The 17,584-nt window shown below is 73.2% G+C and carries 14 protein-coding genes; 6 read left to right on the top strand and 8 right to left on the bottom strand.

The genetic code is table 11. The features are described from left to right. Positions 1-45 precede the first annotated feature (45 nt). Positions 46-516, top strand: a complete 471-nt coding sequence (locus tag ABIA35_RS43765) for a hypothetical protein (RefSeq protein ID WP_370339698.1) — start codon at positions 46-48, stop codon at positions 514-516. Between the two features lie 17 nt (positions 517-533). Here ABIA35_RS43765 and ABIA35_RS43760 read toward each other — a convergent pair whose 3' ends face one another. Both ABIA35_RS43760 and ABIA35_RS43755 read right to left on the bottom strand, forming a co-directional pair. Continuing rightward, positions 534-983: a hypothetical protein gene (locus ABIA35_RS43760; protein WP_370339700.1), complete on the bottom strand. Its 450-nt coding sequence runs from the start codon at positions 981-983 to the stop codon at positions 534-536. A gap of 93 nt (positions 984-1,076) precedes the next feature. Continuing rightward, a complete protein-coding gene (locus tag ABIA35_RS43755; RefSeq protein WP_370361948.1) occupies positions 1,077-2,411 on the bottom strand; it encodes an aminotransferase class I/II-fold pyridoxal phosphate-dependent enzyme in 1,335 nt (444 codons plus the stop codon). A 27-nt stretch (positions 2,412-2,438) separates the two neighbouring features. Between ABIA35_RS43755 and ABIA35_RS43750 the strand changes: the two genes are divergently transcribed. Beyond that, the gene (locus ABIA35_RS43750) at positions 2,439-3,275 is read left to right on the top strand and encodes a pyridoxamine 5'-phosphate oxidase family protein (protein WP_370361947.1); all 837 of its coding nucleotides are present in this window, start codon (positions 2,439-2,441) and stop codon (positions 3,273-3,275) included. A gap of 125 nt (positions 3,276-3,400) precedes the next feature. Here the strand turns inward: ABIA35_RS43750 and ABIA35_RS43745 are convergent, their stop codons facing one another. The 3 genes from ABIA35_RS43745 to metF form a co-directional block, all read right to left on the bottom strand. Continuing rightward, complete coding sequence (locus tag ABIA35_RS43745) at positions 3,401-4,564, bottom strand: steroid 3-ketoacyl-CoA thiolase (RefSeq protein ID WP_370361946.1); 1,164 nt, start codon at positions 4,562-4,564, stop codon at positions 3,401-3,403. Between the two features lie 499 nt (positions 4,565-5,063). After that, entirely contained in the window at positions 5,064-5,582 is a 519-nt protein-coding gene (locus tag ABIA35_RS43740) for a GNAT family N-acetyltransferase (protein WP_370361945.1), read from the bottom strand. 135 nt (positions 5,583-5,717) lie between these two features. Further along, a complete protein-coding gene (gene metF / locus ABIA35_RS43735; protein ID WP_370339710.1) occupies positions 5,718-6,725 on the bottom strand; it encodes a methylenetetrahydrofolate reductase [NAD(P)H] in 1,008 nt (335 codons plus the stop codon). Positions 6,726-6,815: 90 nt separating this feature from the next. On the opposite strand from metF, the gene ABIA35_RS43730 reads away from it, so the two are divergent. Further along, a complete protein-coding gene (locus ABIA35_RS43730; protein ID WP_370339712.1) occupies positions 6,816-7,919 on the top strand; it encodes a polyprenyl synthetase family protein in 1,104 nt (367 codons plus the stop codon). Between the two features lie 81 nt (positions 7,920-8,000). On the opposite strand, the gene ABIA35_RS43725 is transcribed toward ABIA35_RS43730, so the two are convergent. Together ABIA35_RS43725 and ABIA35_RS43720 are read right to left on the bottom strand one after the other, a co-directional pair. Beyond that, positions 8,001-8,597 carry a histidine phosphatase family protein gene (locus tag ABIA35_RS43725; protein ID WP_370339714.1) on the bottom strand — a complete coding sequence of 199 codons (597 nt, stop codon included), beginning with the start codon at positions 8,595-8,597 and terminating at the stop codon, positions 8,001-8,003. A gap of 78 nt (positions 8,598-8,675) precedes the next feature. Further along, positions 8,676-9,716, bottom strand: coding sequence for a glycosyltransferase family 2 protein (locus ABIA35_RS43720; protein ID WP_370361944.1), 1,041 nt, complete (start codon positions 9,714-9,716; stop codon positions 8,676-8,678). 842 nt (positions 9,717-10,558) lie between these two features. On the opposite strand from ABIA35_RS43720, the gene ABIA35_RS43715 reads away from it, so the two are divergent. From ABIA35_RS43715 to ABIA35_RS43705, 3 genes are all read left to right on the top strand, one after another. Then, entirely contained in the window at positions 10,559-10,963 is a 405-nt protein-coding gene (locus ABIA35_RS43715; protein ID WP_370339718.1) for a DUF6504 family protein, read from the top strand. A 134-nt stretch (positions 10,964-11,097) separates the two neighbouring features. Continuing rightward, a complete protein-coding gene (locus ABIA35_RS43710; protein WP_370339720.1) occupies positions 11,098-11,622 on the top strand; it encodes an SAV_6107 family HEPN domain-containing protein in 525 nt (174 codons plus the stop codon). 345 nt (positions 11,623-11,967) lie between these two features. Beyond that, positions 11,968-12,735 (top strand): TSUP family transporter, encoded by a 768-nt coding sequence (locus ABIA35_RS43705; protein ID WP_370361943.1) that lies wholly within the window; start codon positions 11,968-11,970, stop codon positions 12,733-12,735. Positions 12,736-12,760: 25 nt separating this feature from the next. Here ABIA35_RS43705 and ABIA35_RS43700 read toward each other — a convergent pair whose 3' ends face one another. Next, on the bottom strand, positions 12,761-17,527 hold the full coding sequence (locus ABIA35_RS43700; RefSeq protein ID WP_370361942.1) for an ATP-dependent helicase: 4,767 nt from the start codon (positions 17,525-17,527) through the stop codon (positions 12,761-12,763). Between the last annotated feature and the right edge of the window lie 57 nt (positions 17,528-17,584).

Below are 17,584 nucleotides of genomic sequence, written 5' to 3'. Positions count from 1 at the left end.
CGAGCCTTCCCTGCGTCCGGATCTTCGCTCGTCTACGGTGGACGCATGCTGGTGACCAATCACGTCCTGTCCGGTGCGGTCATCGGCGCGGCTGTGCGGCGTCCGCTGCCGGCGCTCGCGATCGGGGTCGCGTCGCACTTCGCGCTGGATGCGGTGCCGCACTGGGGCGACTGGGAGAGCAAGCAGCACTTCATGCGGGTCGCGGTGGCGGACGGGTTGATCGGGCTGGCCGCCATGGGGGTCATCACGCGGGCGGCGATGCGGACGCCGGCGAACGGGCGGGCCAAGCTCGCCGTGTCCGTCGTGCTCGGGATGGCTGGTGCGGCGCTGCCCGATCTGGACAAGCCGGCGCACATCATCTTCCAGCGCAAGCTGTGGCCGGACGTGGTCAACCGGTTCCACAGCCGGATCCAGGACGAGGCTCCGGGGCGCTTCGTCTCGCACGAGCTGGTCGCCGCCACCGGGTTCGCGCTGTCGGCGGCGGCGTTGCTCAGGCGCCGCGCCGCGAGCCGGTAGAGCAGATCCGGTAGGGCTTAGGCCGACGCCGGGTACACGTACCGTCCGCGCTCGGCCTGCACCTGTTCCGTCGCCGCCGAGGAGGCGATGCGGACGACCTCGTCGCTGATGTCCGGCTCCGGGAGGGCCGCGGCTGCCGCGGCGGGGGCCGGTTTGGGTTTGCGCGGGACACGCGCGCCGGAGGAGCCGCCGCGGCCCGGGTACATCACCAGTCCGTTCACCGGATCGGGGACCGCGTCCAGGGCCGCCTTCACCAGGGTCGCGTCCCGGAAGGCGGACCAGCCGCCGACGGGGGTGTCCTCGGGGAAGCAGAGTTCGAGCACCACGCCCCAGGGACGTTCGACCCAGGCCCAGTCCTCCGCGCCGTACTCCAGCGCGGTGCGGATCAGGTCACGGCCGTGCGTGTCCTTCCAAGAGGCCGCGGAGAACTCGCCGTCCGCGACTTCGATCGACCACCATTCGCCCACCCGGCCACGGTATGCCGCTCGTGCGGGGGAAAGAAGGGCTTGGCGGACTTCCTCCGCGGCGTTCGCCACGGGCGAACAGATTGTACGAAATTCCTATACTGAGCCGTTCGAGCCGGAGGCGGTGAGGACCGCGGCGAGGGCGTCGGCGAGCGGTTCGACGTCGGCCAGGTCCAGCTGCGCGACGGTGATGCGGATGCCGGGCGGGCTGTCGACGCGGAACCAGGCGCCGGGCGCCACCGCCCAGCCGGCCGCGAGCAGGCCGCTGACCACGACCGCCTCCTCGGGGACCGGGATCCATACATTGATTCCGGTGGTGCCCCAGGCCTCGATGCCGCGCGCGGCCAGGGCGGCGACGAGGGTGTCGCGGCGCTCGGTGTAGGCGCGCGCCGCTTCGGCGATCTGCGCCTCGACCGCCTCGTCCGTCCACAGCCGGTGGACCTGCGCCTGGATCAGCTGGCTGACCCAGCCCGCGCCGAGGCGGAGCCGGCCGGCCATCCGGCCGCCGGTGGTGCCGTCGGCGGCGACCACCGCGCAGCGCAGGTCCGGGCCGTAGGCCTTGGACAGGGAACGGATATGGGCCCAGTGCTCGGTGGCCCCGGCCAGGGTGTGCAGCCGGCGGTGCCGGGTGATGTCGGCGCCGTGGTCGTCCTCGATCACCAGGACGTCCGGGTGCCGGGCCAGCAGCGCGCGCAGGGCTTCGGCGCGGCCGGCGGACACCGCGGCGCCGGTCGGGTTCTGCGCGCGGCTGGTGATGATCACCGCGCGCACGCCGCGCTTGAGGGCCGCGGCCAGGCCCGCCGGCGTCATGCCCTCGATGTCGACCGGGACCGGGACGGCGGTCAGGTTCATCGCCGGCAGCAGCCGGTAGACGGCGCCCCAGCCCGGGTCCTCGACGGCCACCGTGTCGCCGGTGCGCAGGTGGGCGGACAGGGCGCGGTCGATGGCGTCGCCGGCGCCGAAGGCCAGCAGCAGGTCGCCGACCGGGACGCCGTCGGCGCCGAGACGGGCGCGCGCGGTGGCGAGCAGCTCCGGCAGCATCGCGTCGGCGGCATAGGGGCGCTGCGACGGGCCATCGGGGAAGACAAGGTCCGGCAGCAGGCGGCGGTCCGGGTCGCCGGTGACCAGGTCCTTCGCGCCGGCCGGGATCGGGAAGCTGAGGTTGCGCGGGGCGGTGGCCGGCTGCGCGCGCACCCGGGTGCCGCGCCGGCCGGCGGTCTCCACCGCGCCGCGGTCGCGCAGCAGGCGGTAGGCGGCTGAGACGGTGTTGGGGTTCACCCCGAGGTCGGCCGCGAGGTCCCGGATCGGCGGCAGGGCCTGGCCGGGCGGCAGGTCGCCGGCGGCGATGCCGGCCTCGATGGACGCCGCGATCTGGCTGGCGCCCCGGCCGGAGATTTTGTACGCTGCCGGGGAGGGTGTTTGAACTACCACAGTGACTAGTTTGCACTAGGACGAAAAATGACGCAAGCGGCCCCCAGCCAGACTTCCAGCCCGAGCCCGAGCCCGAGCCCGAGCCCGAGCCCGAGCCAGAGCCAGAGCCCGAGCCAGATTCAGAGCCAGAGCCAGAGCCCCGCCGCCCCGGCGCGCGACGCCGAGACCGAGGCCTGCCTGTTCGGCCACGGCGCCGAGGGTGCCTACGAGCAGACCCCGCGCACCACCGCCACGCGCTACCAGAGCCGCGTCGGCTACGACCGTGCCGCCGTCCACGCCGTCCTGGACGAGGCGCTGGTCTGTCACCTGGCCTACGTCCACGAGGGCGCGCCGGTGGCCCTGCCGACCGTCCACGCCCGCTCTGGCGACCGGCTGTACGTGCACGGCTCGACCGGCGGCCGCTTCGCGCGCCTGGACGGCCGGCAAGTGGGCGTGACCGTCACCCTCTTCGACGGCCTGGTCCTGGCCCGCAGCTGGATGCACCACTCGATGGCGTTCCGCAGCGTCGTGATCCACGGCACGGCCCGGGTCGTCGCCGACCCCGCCGAACGCCTGGACGCCATGCGGGCCCTGATCGACCACATCGCCCCCGGCCGCACCGCCGAGTCGCGCGAGCCCACCCGCAAGGAGCTGGCGCAGACCGCGATCCTGGCGCTGGACCTCGAGCAGGTCTCGCTGAAGGCGCGCGGCGGCCAGGTCGCGGACGACGAGGAGGACCTGGCGCTGCCGTACTGGGCCGGGACGATCCCGCTCGCGGTGACCGCCGGCGTCGCCCAGCCCGCTCCGGACCTGCTGGAGGGCATAGCGATGCCGGAGTACGCGCAGAACTACACGCGCTCGCGCGCCTGCGGATACGCGCATTGAGGTATCGGCTGGAACGCTGAGGCCCGGCGGGTCCCGCGCACCGGGATCCGCCCGCTCAGGTTCGCCTGCTCAGGTCCGCCCGCTCAGGTTCGAGCGCTCGGCGCCGGTAGCCCGGGCCCACCGCCTCATATCCGCTGAATGATCGTCGCGATCCCCAGCGCCCCGCCCTGGCACATGGTGAGCAGCGCGTACTCCTTGTCGGCCCGCTCCAGCTCGTGCAGCGCCGTGGTGAACAGGCGCGCGCCGGTGGCCCCGACCGGGTGCCCGATCGCCAGCGCGCCGCCGTTCACGTTCACCTTGGCCAGGTCGACGCGGTGCGTGCGGGCCCAGGACAGCACCACCGAGGCGAAGGCCTCGTTGATCTCGAACAGGTCGATGTCGCCGGCGGTCATGCCGGCCTTGGCCAGGACCGCGGTGGTGGCCGGGATCGGGCCGTCGAGGTGGAAGTAGGGGTCGGAGCCGACCATCACCTGCGCCACGATGCGGGCCCGCGGGCGCAGGCCCAGGGCGCGCGCCGTGTCCCGGGAGGCCCACAGGACCGCGGCGGCGCCGTCGGAGATCTGGGAGGCGGTGCCGGCGGTGTGGATGCCGTCGGGCAGAACCGGTTTCAGGCCGGCCAGGCCTTCGCGGGTGGTGTCGCGCAGGCCCTGGTCGCGGTCGACGGCGCGCCACATGCCGTGCTCGTCGCGCTCCTCCTCGCGGGTGGGGACCTGGACCTCGAACACCTCGCGGTCGAAGCGGCCCTCGGCCCAGGCCTGCTTGGCCCGGGCCTGGGACAGCACGCCGAGTTCGTCCACGTCGTCGCGGGTGATCCCGTGCTTGCGCGCGATCCGCTCGGCGGCCTCGAACTGGTTGGGCATGTCCAGGTTCCACTCGTCCGGCTGCGGACGGCCGAAGCCGGACTTGGCGTTCGCGCCGAGCGGGACCCGCGACATCGCCTCGACCCCGCAGCCGATGCCGACGTCCACGGTGCCGCCGGCGACCATCGTGGCCACCATGTTGTTCGCCTGCTGCGAGGAGCCGCACTGGCAGTCGATGGTGGTGGCGGCGGTCGAGTACGGCAGGCCCATCGCCAGCCACGCGGTGCGCGCGACGTTGAACCCCTGCTCCCCGGCCTGGGTGACGCAGCCCCCGACGATCTGCTCCACCGCGTCGGCCGGTACGCCGGTCCGCTTCAGCAGCTCCCGGTAGGTCTCGCCGAGCAGGTACGCCGGGTGGAGATTCGCCAGGTCGCCGTTGCGCTTGCCGATCGGGGTGCGCACCGCCTCGATGATGACGGCTTCGGACATGACGGCCTCCTGCCGGGGCGAAACTGATACAGGTTCTAGTTTTGGTGAACCTAACAGCAATCCCGCGACAAGGGAACGGGCCGACCGGAGACGTTCTCCGGCCGACCCGTCCTCGGGTCCGCTCTACTGCGCGGGGTGATCCGTCAGCAGCCGCAGGCTCCGCCACAGGCGCAGGAGCCGCCGCTCTGACAGCCGCACTTGCAACCGCCGCCGCAGCTGCAGCTTCCGGCCTCCGGTTCCAGGACGACGATCGGCAGCGCCCGGCTCTCGGCGGGCGTCGGCGGCGTGCCGTCCGACGGGCTCTGAGGGACTTCCGACAATGACTGCTTTGCCATAGCGCCTCCTTCGCTGGCGGCGGGCCGGGTGGCGCGGCGGGGATCCGCCACAAGCCGCCAATGCCGCCGGTTTCCAGTCAAAAGGGAGATCTGCCCCGGGTCAATGGGCGGTCGGCACACGCCACCCGGGGCGCCAGGGGCGCGCGCGGGGGTGGATCAGGCCTCTACCGCGCCCCGGCCAGCGCGACTCCTGCCGCCGCGGGCAGATACGTCGTTCCGGAGAAGTCCCACCCGGCGATCACCTTGCGGTAGTGGAACAGCTCTTGATCCGGCGCCGTCCTGGTGCGCGCGTATTCGCGGTAGCCGGCGGCGGTGCACAGGCGCTGGTTCTCCCACATCATCGCGTGGGTCAGGAGCCTGAGCTCGGGCAGCCAGAGCTGGCGGGCGTGCTCCTCGGCGAAGGCCAGGACGCGGCGGCCGATGCCGCGGCCCTGCAGGTCCGGGGCGACGGCGAAGTTGTCCACGTGCAGCCAGCCGTCCTCCGGGATGAGGGTCACGGTGGCGATGGCGGGGCTGCCGACCACGAACAGGCAGCCGCGGCGCATCAGGTGCGGGTAGTCGGCGTCCATCGCGGCGGGCCGGGAGCCGATCCGGTCGACGTAGTGACGGTAGGCCGAGTGGGTGACGGCGTGGACCGCCGCGAGGTCCACCGGCACCGCGTATCGGACTCCCAGCGGCTGCATCTTCGTGCCTCTCCTTCTCCCGCCCCTCGACTGTTCATCGCAGGCTGGCACACGCGGCCCAGGCCGGGTGGCCAGATCGGGCGTCGTTAATCAGACAAGGTGACAGTGCTGGTGAGTGGACCGGAGGGCGCGGCGTCAGGCCGGCAGGCGTACCTCCGCGGACCCCGCTGCCCCCGCCGAACCCGCAGATCCCGCACCCGCAGACCCCGCTGCCCCCGCAGCCTGCTCGTGCCGCCGGTCCAGCCCGAGGTTCCGGTAGATCTCCAGCGTCGCCGTGGACATGTTCAGCGTGATGAAGTGCAGCCCCGGCACGCCCTCGGCCAGCAGCCGCTCGCACATCCGGGTCGTCCACTCGACGCCGACCTCGCGCACCGCGGCCTTGTCCCCGTCCACCGCCGTCAGCGCGCGCTCCAGCTCGGCCGGGAACGCCTGCCCGGTCAGCCCGGTGATCCGCTTGATCTGCGCGACGTTGGTCACCGGCATCACGCCCGGCAGGATCGGCACGTCGCAGCCCGTGGCCGCGACCCGGTCGCGCAGCCGCAGATAGTCGTCGGTGAGGAAGAACATCTGCGTGATCGCGAAGTCCGCGCCCCGGCGGCACTTCGCCACGAAGTGCTCCACCTCCGAGTCCCAGTCCGGGGAGCGCGGGTGCATTTCCGGGAACGCCGCGACGCCCACACAGAACTCGCCCGATTCCCTCACCAGATCCACAAGTTCGCTGGCGTAGCTCAGGCCCTCCGGATGGGCCTCCCAGTCGCCGAGCGGGTCGCCCGGCGGGTCGCCCCGCAGCGCCAGGATGTTGCGCACGCCGGCGTCCGCGTACTGTCCGATCACGTGCCGCAGCTCGGCCACGGAGTGGTTCACCGCTGTGAGGTGCCCCACAGGGGTGAGCGTGGTCTCGGTGGCGATGCGCTCGGTGGTCTCCACCGTCTTCATCCGCGTGGATCCGCCCGCGCCGTACGTCACCGACACGAACGTCGGCGAGTACCCCTCCAGCCGCCGCAAAGCGCGCCAGAGCTGCTGCTCCTGGGTGTCGTCCCGGGGCGGGAAGAACTCGAAGGAGTAGGAGCGCTCGCCGCGGGCCAGCAGCTCGCGGACGGTGGCGGCCCGGTCCGGCCGCACAGACGGGAGTCCCAGTGCCATGAATCCACCGTACTGAGCATGTGGCTCTTTGTAAGGCAGGGAAGGCGCACGTCCCGAGACGCGAGACACGGGCCTCGCAGGACCGGCCGTATGGTTGTTCCCGTGAACCCCCTGGACCGCCACTCCCTGCGTACCCGTGTTGACGCCGCCCTGTCGGCGTTCCTGGACCGCCAGGGCGCGGACCTGATCGCGATGTCGCCCGAACTGGCGCCGCTGCCGACCGCGCTGCGCGAGTTCCTGGACGGCGGCAAGCTGATGCGCCCGGGGTTCTGCTACTGGGGCTGGCGCGGGGTGCTCGGCGACAGCGCGACCGCGCAGGAGGAGGGCGGCATAGTCCACGCCGCCGCCTCCCTGGAACTGCTCCAGGCGTCGGCGCTGATCCACGACGACTACATGGACGACTCCGACACCCGCCGCGGCATGCCGGCCATCCACCGCCGCTTCGCCGCCGCGCACCGCGAGGCCGCCTGGGAGGGCTCCGACGCGCGGTTCGGCGCAGCGGCCGCGATCCTGCTCGGCGACGTCTGCCTGACCTGGTGCGACGAGATGTTCGCGGGCAACGGCCTGCCCGCCGAGCGCACCGCCGCCGCCCGCCGGTACTTCGACGTCATGCGCACCGAGGTGATGGCCGGCCAGTACCTGGACGTGCTCGCGCAGGCCCACGGCCTGGACGAGCCCGAGCGCGCCGCCCACCGGGCCCAGACCGTCATCCGCTTCAAGTCCGCCAAGTACACCATCGAGCGGCCGCTGCACGTCGGCGCGATGCTGGCCGGCGGCGGCCCGGACGTGATCGCCGCCTACTCCGCCTACGGCCTGCCGCTCGGCGAGGCCTTCCAGCTGCGCGACGACGTGCTGGGCGTGTTCGGCGACCCGGCGGCCACCGGCAAGCCCGCCGGCGACGACCTGCGCGAGGGCAAGCAGACGCTGCTGGTGGCCCTGGCCGCGGCGCGCGCCGACAGCCCGGCGGCGATCAAGACGCTGCGAGGCGAGCTGGGGAACCCCGGCCTGGACGCCGCCGGGGTCGCCGAGCTGCAGGACATCATCCGCTCCACCGGCGCGCTGGACGACGTCGAGACGCGGATCACCGCGCTGACCGAGGAGGCGCGGGCGGCCCTGGACGCCGCGTCGATCGACGCGGAGGCCAAGACCGTCCTGGGGGAGCTGGCGGTCATGGCGACCGCCCGCAAGAAGTAGCCGGCTGAGAAGAACTCGCCGGCCCTGAAGATCTAGCCGGCCGCGAAGTAGGCGAAGTAGCAGCCGGCCCTGAAGAACTGGCTAGCCCTGCTGGTTCAGCCCGTCGATCACCGGCCGCGCGTGCTCGAAGCCCAGCCGCGTCACCGTCGCGGTGTCCAGCCGGAAGAACCGCCCGTCCGCCGGCGGCAGCCCGAGCCAGCGCGCGCACAGGATCCGCAGCACGTGGCCGTGCGCGACCAGACACACGTCCTCGCCGTCGCCGTCGGCCAGCATCGGCCGCGCCCGCTCCAGCACCCGGTCCACCCGCGTGCCGACGTGCTCGATGCTCTCGCCGGGGTGCTCGTGGTCGCCGGGCACGATGCCGTCGTCCCACAGGTACCAGCCGGGCCGCGTCCGGTGGATCTCGTCGGTCGTCACCCCCTCGTAGCCGCCGTAGTCCCACTCCAGCAGATCGGGGTCCTCGACCGCGCCGGTCAGCCCGGCGAGTTCGGCGGTGCGCACCGCACGCGTCAGGGGACTGGTGTAGACGGCGCCGAAGGTGTGGCCGGCCAGGAGTTTGCCGGCGGCGCGGGCCTGGTCCTCGCCGACGGTGGTCAGCGGCAGGTCGGTCAGCCCGGTGTGGCGACCGGAGCGGCTCCACTCGGTCTCGCCGTGGCGGAGCAAGATCAGCTCAGACATGTCCCCGAGCGTAGCCGGAGGCGGCGTGCCGCGCGTGATGGGAGTCGGTACGGACGATGACGTCCGGCTCCCGCCGCGTCAGCTCCCGGACTTCGCCGACCCGACTGAGGCGACTGAGGCGACCGAGGCGACTGACGCGGCCGCCTCGGCCATCGCCTTCGCCGCGAACCCCGCTGCCCGGTTCGCCGCCGCGTCCGCGACCGGTCCCGCCGACTCCGGAGTGGGGCGGAGCGGCGCGCGCCGTACCGGCAGCGGCCGGCTGGGGGCGGGCCGCACCTGTGTCGGCGCGGTAGCAGTCGTGAACGCCGCCAGCAGCCGGCGTGCGGTGTCCGTGAACGAGTGCAGGATCGAGTTCTCCGTGTCGCTCAGCGAGTGGCGTCCGCCGCTCCCTGCCGCGGTCGCGGCGCCGGCGCGTTCGCGCGGCCACAGCGAACCGTCCAGGAACTCTATTGCGTGGCGTCCGTCCAGCGTCGCCACGCGGCCGCCCGAGCGCCGGACCGCGCGCAGCAGGCCCGACTCGCCGTGCGCGTCGTGGGCGGCGTTGCAGTGGCCGCCGACGCGCCAATAGGTCTCGCTGTCGACGGCCAGCAGCCGGGCCGAGGTGGACGGCCGGGGGCCGGTGGCCGGGACGCGCTCGGCCGGGGTGCGCCGGTGGGCCTCGGCGACGACAAGGTCCATCCGGTACGGACCGCGCAGCGCCGCCACCGCCGCCGCGATCGCGCCGGGGGCCAGGGCCAGGCCGGGGTCGGCGAACACCATCGACTTGCCGCGCGCGGCGACGGCGAGTTGTTCGCAGGCGTGCGCGTGGGCGCACCAGCCCGGTGGCGTCGGGGCGCCCATCAGCAGGCGCAGGCGGGGGTCGTCCATCGCGGCCTGCAGGACCAGGCGGCGGGTGAGGTCCGTGGAGCCCGCGTCCAGGAAGACGACGTCCAGCTTCGGCACCCGGATCTGGCTCAGCAGGGCCCGCACGCACCGCAGGACGCGGCGTTCGTCGTTCAGGAGCGGGACGAGGACCGAGACGGTCTCGGCGGCCGGGGGCGGATCGGCGGACAGGGCGGACGGCACAGACGGCGCGGGCAGTTCGGGTGAGGAGGCTGCCAGGTGTCGATTTCGTCCCACGCGCTACAGCATCCCCACCGCGGGCCGTGATCGCAGCGTGACGGAATGTCGGGTGGGCCGTGAGGGTGACCGCCGGGAGGCTAAACGAGCCGAAAGGGGCGGGACCCACGCCCCCACAGACGCGGATCCCGCCAAGGCCGTGTGGCCTTCCCTACCCCCACTGGCACCCCCACCGGGTGCGTCGGAGGCCGCATGGAAGCAGCACATCCGATCACCCATATAGACGTTCGAGGTGGTGGGTTGGGTTGCAGCGTCACAGCATTCTGTATGTTGCGATTTAGTAACGCCGCGCGCGGCCTCCGTCGTCCGACGTATGTGCAGGTACTCATGCCGGACCTGAGTACTAATACCCATGAGGATGTCGGTGCCATGCGCCACACTGATGACGGCACGCGATGGCCGCGCCACGGTGGGGAGTGTCGGGGAGGCACTGGCCGGCCGCGTGTCGCATGGGGGAAGACCCGGTCCCGTTTGATGGGGCACTGCCGACACGGGGCGGCCAGAGCTCCGTGAAACGGGACCGGATCGGGCACCCGCGGCGGCCGGCGGACAGCCGGCCGCTTGTCGAGAGCGCGGCGGCGTTGAGGGATTCCCTCCGCCGCCGTCGTCGTCTCCGCAGGCCGGCGACCTTCAATTCACTCATTTGAGCGAGTCTTGACCCGATTCCGTTGAGGGCGGGTGGCCCTCGGGGGTAGCCTGGTTCGAGTCGAACAAAGATTCGATGATGGGTCCGGCGCCCGGAACGGCCTCCCCGCCGGGCGGTCGCGGGAGGGGAAGCCCGTGGCCGCCCGTTGGCCGGTCCGGGCGTGCGGACGAGTGAGGTGGCGGCTATGGAGGCTGCGATGAGTGCGAATGGGACGGGTGCCGGAGTGAGCACCGATGACGAGCTGATCGACGTACTGCGCCGCCACGGCGAGCCGGCGCATTTCATCTGGCGCGGCAAGCTCTACCGCGTGCGCCAGGTCCTGTCGCACTGGATCCAGGTCGGTGCCGACTCCGGCGAGATCCCCTCCGTGCTGTTGCGCACCGACCGGCGCCTGGGCACGTTCGAGACGCTGGTCTTCGGCCGCGACCGGGAGATAGAGCGCGAGTTGTGGAGCGTGCGCGCCAGCGTCGGCCGGGACGGCGACGTGGAGGTGTTCCAGCTGTGCCACGACTCCGCCTCCGGCGGCTGGCTGCTGGTCGCCGAATCCCTGAGCTGCCTGCCGGAGCACATCGGCAGGGTGCTGAGATTCCCGGAGAACTGACCGAGACAGCCGTTCACGGGGATTTCCCGGCTTCAACACCTGTTTTTGTCAGTGGGGCCTGTCACTGTGGAAGAGACATGCTGCGAGTGTCCGACATGTCATCAGTGGACCCTGACTAGTACAGGGAGGGAACTATGCCCGCCGCTCTCACAAGCCCGGACACGGGACCGATAGCAGGCTCCCGAGCCCACCCGCCGCCGCTGCCCCCGATGGGCTCCGGCGGCCACCGCCGCGGCCCGGCCTCGCGCAGCGCCCGCGACCTGTTCGAGCAGGCCGTGCACGAACTGGCCGAGGCCGTGACCTCCTCGCACCCCTACGACCGCTACTGCGGCGCGCACATGGCGGCCCTGCACGCCTCCGCGGCCGTGGTGACGGCCCGCGCGGTGCCGGCCGCCCCGACCCGCCGCAGGCCGCGCAGCGTCTGGGACCTCCTCTACCGCGAGGCGCCGGAGCTGGCGGACTGGGCGGCGTACTTCGCCTCCGGCGCCACCCGCCGCGCCGCCGCCCAGGCCGGCCTGCCGAACGCGGTGACCGACGCCGAGGCCGCGGAGCTGGCGCGCGAGGCCGAGGTGTACCTCGGAGTGGTCGCGCAGCTGCTGGGGCTGGCTTTCCAGGACGGGCTGCCGTTGGGGACGGGGGAGCAGCCGGCCGCGAGCTGACGCCGCGCGGAGGTCTCTGACGCCCGGCCGGATCGCCTCGGCTGGGAGGCGGTGAGGAATCGCAGGGCTCGACCGGTCATCGATCTGATATCGGCCGAGAGGCGATGACGCGCTGCCGTTTTTCGCGGGACGACCCCGCTTCGCCAGGTGTCGATCCCGACGTTCCCGCCGGCCCGGCGGCACCCGTTCTTTCGGCGCGCCCGGCTACTGGTGGGGCCTGTGAGGCGTCCCGGATTCCTGGGGCCACCCTACTCCGGTTCGCCGGCTCGCGCGGGCGCCCGGGTGAGAATCCGGCGACCAGCGGCGTGATCACCGTGTGACCCGCGCTCGCTAGGGTCCGGGCCCATGGACATGGCGCACGGGGTGGGCCTGCTCGGCGCGGCGGCGGGGGCCGGCGGGGTGGATGCGATCGTCGGCGGCGGAGGGCTGATCCAGCTGCCCGCGCTGCTGTTGGCGTACCCGGCGTTGCCCGCGGCGGTCGCGCTCGGCACGAACAAGTTCGCGGCGATATCCGGCACCAGCACGGCCGCGGCCACCTACCTGCGCCGGACGAAGGTGGACCGCCGCGTGATGCTGCCGGCCGCCGCGCTGGCGGTGGTGTGCGCGGGCTTCGGCGCGGTGTCGGCGTCCCGGCTGCCGACGAGCGTGTTCCGCCCGATCGTCATGGTGCTGCTGGTCTGCGTCGCGGCGTTCGTGGTGTTCCGGCCCACGTTCGGGGCGGAGCAGGCGGACCTGGTGGTGTCGCGGCGCCGCCGCCTGACCACGACGCTGGTGGCCGGCGTGGGCATCGGCTTCTACGACGGCATCTTCGGCCCCGGCACGGGAACCTTCCTGATCATCTGCTTCGCGGTGGGCATCGGCACGGAGTTCGTCGCCGGCTCGGCGATGGCCAAGGTGGTCAACGTCGGCACGAACTTCGGCGCCCTGGTGGTGTTCGCGACGCAGGGCCACGTGATGTGGCTGCTCGGCGCGGGCATGGGCGTGTGCAACCTCGCCGGCGCGCGCATCGGTGCGAGGCTGGCGATCAAGCGGGGCGCGGGGTTCGTGCGGGTGGTGCTGCTGGTGGTGGTCGTGGCGATGGTGGTGAAGATGGGCTTCGACCAGTTCGGATAGCCGCCGGTGGGCGGGGGCCCCGGCGTCAGCTCCGCAGCCGCAGGCCCGAGGGCGTCGAGCGGAATCCGGCGGCCGCCAGGGCCTGGGCCAGCGCCGAGTCCCGGCCCGCGTACAGCACGTCCTCGCCGTCGGTCTTGGACACCGTCAGCTTGCCGAGCCAGCCGTCGCGGACCGTCAGGGCCAGGGCGTCCACCGCGGGCTGCAGGACTGTGAGGTCCTCGGTCCAGGACAGGAGGGTGCGGCCGCCGCGTTCGACGTACAGGACCAGTTCGCCGTCGACCAGGACCACGAGGGCGCCTGCCTTGCGGCCCGGTTTGTGGCCGGTGGCGGGGGCGCCGTCGTCGCCGACGGGGCGTGGGGGCCAGGGGAGCGCGGCGCCGTAGGCGTTGGCCGGGTCGGTGGCCGCCAGGACCAGGGCTCCGATGCGTTCGGAGTCCTTCTTCTTCGGGCGGCGCGGGGTGTACTCGTGGGGCGTGCCCATCAGTTTGTGCACGCTGTCGTCGATGGCCGCGCCGGTGGTTTCGTGGTCGCGGTTCTCCAGTGCTTCCAGGGCCGCCGCCAGGGAGCGGAGGCGGTCCACCGCGCCGTCGGCGGCGAACTGGGCTGCTCCGAGGCCCTCGACGAAGTAGCCGCGGCGGGCCCGGCCCGCCTCCTCGTACGCCGACAGCACCGAGTACACGCCCGCGTAGCCGCCGGGGATGCGCTCGGCCATCACCGAGCCGCGCGTCACCACGCCGTAGCGGTCCATCAGGACCTCGCCGAGCAGGTGCGCGCGGCGGGTCGGGTCGACCAGGCGGGGGGACAGGCGGGACCAGCGGCCGGCGGCGGACGGGCTGACCGCGGCTGAGGCGTTCTGGTCCGCCGCGACGGCGGCCACGCCGAAGCGTGCGTAGCGGCCGCGGGGGGTCGGGCGGCGGGCTTTGTGGGCGCTCTTGCCCGAGTTCAGGAGACCGCGCAGGGGAGCCAGGGTGTCGTTGGTGATGTAGCCGGCCCACAAGAGGTCCCACAGGCCTGACAGGACCTCGGAGGAGGAGAACCCGTCGCCGACCCGGGCCACGATGCCGCGCAGGAACAGGGCCGCGTCCTCGCCGAGCGCGTCCAGGATCGCCTCGTGCACCGGGCCCGGGTCCAGGGCTTCCGAGGGTTCGGGGAGCAGCAGCGGCGCCAACTCCGCTGGGCAGAGGGTCACCCAGCCGTCGTCGCCGGCCAGGGAGCCGGCGCCGGCCCAGACCACCTCGCCGGAGGAGGTCAGCTCGTCGAGCATGGTCGGGGAGTAGTCCGCGATCCGGGAGGGCAGGATCAGGCGTTCCAGGGCGGAGGCCGGGACCACGGCGCCGGCCAGCTGCTCCACGACGCGCAGCACGCCGTCCGTCCCGCGCAGCGGCGAGGCCGCGGCCCGGCCGACCGACTGCCAGGCCGGCAGCAGCATCGCCAGCGTGCGCGGCGGGACCGGCTCGGCCTCCTTGCGCAGCGCGGCCATCGTCCGGCGCCGCACCCGGCGCAGCACCTCGGAGTCGCACCACTCGGTCCCGCTGCCGCCGGGACGGAACTCGCCGGACAGGACGCGGCCGGCCGCCGCCAGCCGTTCGAGGGCGGCGATCACCGAGGAGGCCGGGATGCCGAAGCGGGTGGCCGGTTCGATGGCGTTGAACGGGCCGTGGGTGCGGGCGTAGCGGGCCACCAGGTCGCCGAGCGGGTCGGCCACGACGGCCGTGAACGCCTCCGGGATCCCCACCGGCAGCGGCACGCCCAAGGCGTCCTGCAGACGCCCCGCGTCCTCGATCGCGGCCCAGCGCTCCTCGCCGGCCATCCGGACCCTGATGACCCGGCGCGCGCCCTCCAGGCCGACCAGCCACGACGCCTCGACGCCGCGCGCGGCGGCCTCGGCTGTCGAGAGCGGCCCGAGCAGGCGCAGGAGGTCGGCGGCGTCCTCGGCGTCGCGGGCATGGCGGGAAGGAGTCAGGTACTGGAGCTCTTCTTCCAGGGCGGTGAGGATCTCGGGGTCCAGCAGGTCCCGCAGGCCGGTCTGGCCCAGCAGCTCGGCCAGCAGCGCCGGGTCCAGGGACAGCGCGGCGGCGCGGCGCTCGGCCAGCGGGGAGTCGCCCTCGTACATGAACTGCGCGATGTAGCCGAACAGCAGGGAGCGCGCGAAGGGGGAGGGCTGCGCGGTCTCCACCTCGACGATGCGGACCTTGCGGGCCTCGATGTCCCGGCACAGCTCGATCAGCCCCGGCACGTCGTACACGTCCTGCAGCACCTCGCGCACCGCCTCCAGCACGATCGGGAAGCTCGCGTGCTTGGACGCCACCGCCAGCAGCTGCGCCGAGCGCTGCCGCTGCTGCCACAGGGGCGTGCGCTTGCCGGGGCGCGTGCGCGGCAGAAGGAGCGCGCGCCCGGCGCATTCGCGGAAGCGGGAGGCGAACAGGGCCGAGCCGCCGATCTCGCCGGTGACGATCTCCTCGATCTCGTCCGAGGCGAACAGCAGGCCCAGGGTCTCGGTGCTGGGGTCGGCGGCGTCGGTGTCGGGCAGACGCAGGACGATGCCGTCGTCGGCGTGCATCACCTGCGCGTCCAGGCCGTAGCGTTCGCGCAGCCGGGTGCCGATGGCCAGGGCCCAGGGGGCGTGGACCTGCGCGCCGAACGGGGAGTGGACCAGGATCTTCCAGTCGCCGAGCTCGTCGCGGGTGCGCTCGACCACGATGGTCCGGTCGTCCGGGACGCGGCCGGTGGCCTGCTTCTGCTCGCGCAGGTAGGACAGCAGGTTGTCGGCGGCCCACTCGTCCAGGCCGGACTCCTTCAGCCGGGTCCTCGAGGACTCCTCGTCGGCCTTGCCCAGCTCGCGCAGGAAGCCGCCGAGGGCGCGGCCCAGCTCCAGCGGGCGGCCCAGCGCGTCGCCGTGCCAGAACGGCAGCTTGCCCGGCATCCCGGGCGCCGGGGAGACCAGGACGCGGTCGTGCGTGATGTCCTCGATCCGCCAGGAGGACGAGCCCAGTGTGAACACGTCGCCGACCCGCGACTCGTAGACCATCTCCTCGTCCAGCTCGCCGACCCGCTTGGCGCCCTCCTTGGCGCCGGCCAGGAAGACGCCGAAGTAGCCGCGGTCCGGGATGGTGCCGCCGGAGGTGACGGCCAGCCGCTGCGCGCCCGGGCGGGCCGAGAGCTTGCCCTCGACGCGGTCCCAGACGATGCGCGGCTTCAGCTCGGCGAACTCGTCCGACGGATAGCGGCCGGAGAGCAGGTCGAGCACTGATTCGTAGGCCGAGTCCGGCAGTGCGGCGAACGGCATCGCGCGGCGGATCAGGGCGATGAGGTCGGCCGCCGGCCAGTCCTCGACCGCGACCATCGCGATGATGTGCTGGGCCAGCACGTCCAGCGGGTTGCGCACCACCTTCAGCGACTCGATCGACCCGGCCAGCATCCGTTCGGCCACCACCGCCGACTGCACCAGGTCGCCCCGGTACTTGGGGAAGATCACGCCGCGCGAGACCGCCCCGACCTGGTGCCCGGCGCGGCCGACGCGCTGCAGGCCGGCGGCCACCGAGGGCGGGGACTCCACCTGCACCACCAGGTCCACCGCGCCCATGTCGATGCCCAGCTCCAGGCTGGAGGTGGCGACCACGGCCGGCAGGTTCCCGGCCTTCAGCGCCTCCTCGATGTCGGCGCGCTGCTCCTTGGAGACCGAGCCGTGGTGCGCCCGGGCCAGGACCGGCGGGGCGCCGGAGACCTGGCCGGCCTGCGCCATCATTTCGGCGGGGGCCGAGGTGGCGAGCACCTGCTTGGCGCTCAGCGGCTCGTCGAGGGAGTCGCGTTCGCCGGCCACCCCGCCGGTGACCCGCTCCCAGTGCGCCTCGTTCAGCTTGCCGGTCAGCCGCTCGGCCAGCCGCCGGGAGTTGGTGAAGACGATGGTCGAGCGGTGCTGCTCGATCAGGTCCGCCACGGCCGCCTCGACGTGCGGCCACACCGACGCCTGCCGCCGGCCGGTCTGGTCGGCGGCGACCAGCTCGCCGTCGTCGGTGTCCAGCGCGCCCATGTCCTCCACCGGCACCGACACCCGGATGTCGAAGTTCTTGACGATCTTGGGCGCCACGATCTGCACCGGATGCGGTCCGCCGAGGAACTGCGCCACGGTCTCGGCCGGGCGCACCGTCGCCGACAGGCCGATCCGCCGCGCCGGCCGCTCCAGCAGCGCGTCCAGCCGCTCCAGGGAGACGGCCAGGTGCGAGCCGCGCTTGGTCCCGGCGACCGCGTGCACCTCGTCGATGATCACGGTCTCGACGCCGCGCAGCGACTCGCGCGCGGCGGAGGTGAGGATCAGGAACAGCGACTCGGGGGTGGTGATCAGGATGTCCGAGGGCTTGGTCATGAACTTGCGCCGCTGGTCGGCCGGGGTGTCGCCGGAGCGCACCGCGATGTCGACGTCCGGCTCGGGCAGGCCCAGGCGCGCGGCGGCCTGCTTCAGGCCGGCCAGCGGCGCGCGCAGGTTGCGCTCGACGTCCACGGCCAGGGCCTTCAGCGGCGAGACATACAGGACGCGGCAGCGGCGCTTGGGCTCGCTCGGCGGCGGGCCGAAGGCCAGCCGGTCCAGGGCGGCCAGGAAGGCCGCGAGCGTCTTGCCGGACCCGGTCGGCGCCACGACCAGGGCGTTCTTCTCCTCGGCCAGCGCGTTCCAGGCCCCGGCCTGGGCGGTCGTGGGCTCGGCGAAGGCAGCCGTGAACCAGGCCCGGGTGGCCGGGTGGAAATGCTCCAAGGCCGCCGACCCTGCATTCCGGTGTGACGCTGCCATACGTTCCATAGTGCCTTGGCCGTCTGACAGAAGTGTCCGGGCCGTCTGACAGACTGGAGGCCATGC

This window comes from Catenulispora sp. MAP12-49 (assembly GCF_041262705.1).
GTDB lineage: Bacteria > Actinomycetota > Actinomycetes > Streptomycetales > Catenulisporaceae > Catenulispora.
The sequence above is the reverse complement of the archived record's forward strand: the minus strand, read 5'-3'. Positions and strand labels throughout refer to the sequence as shown.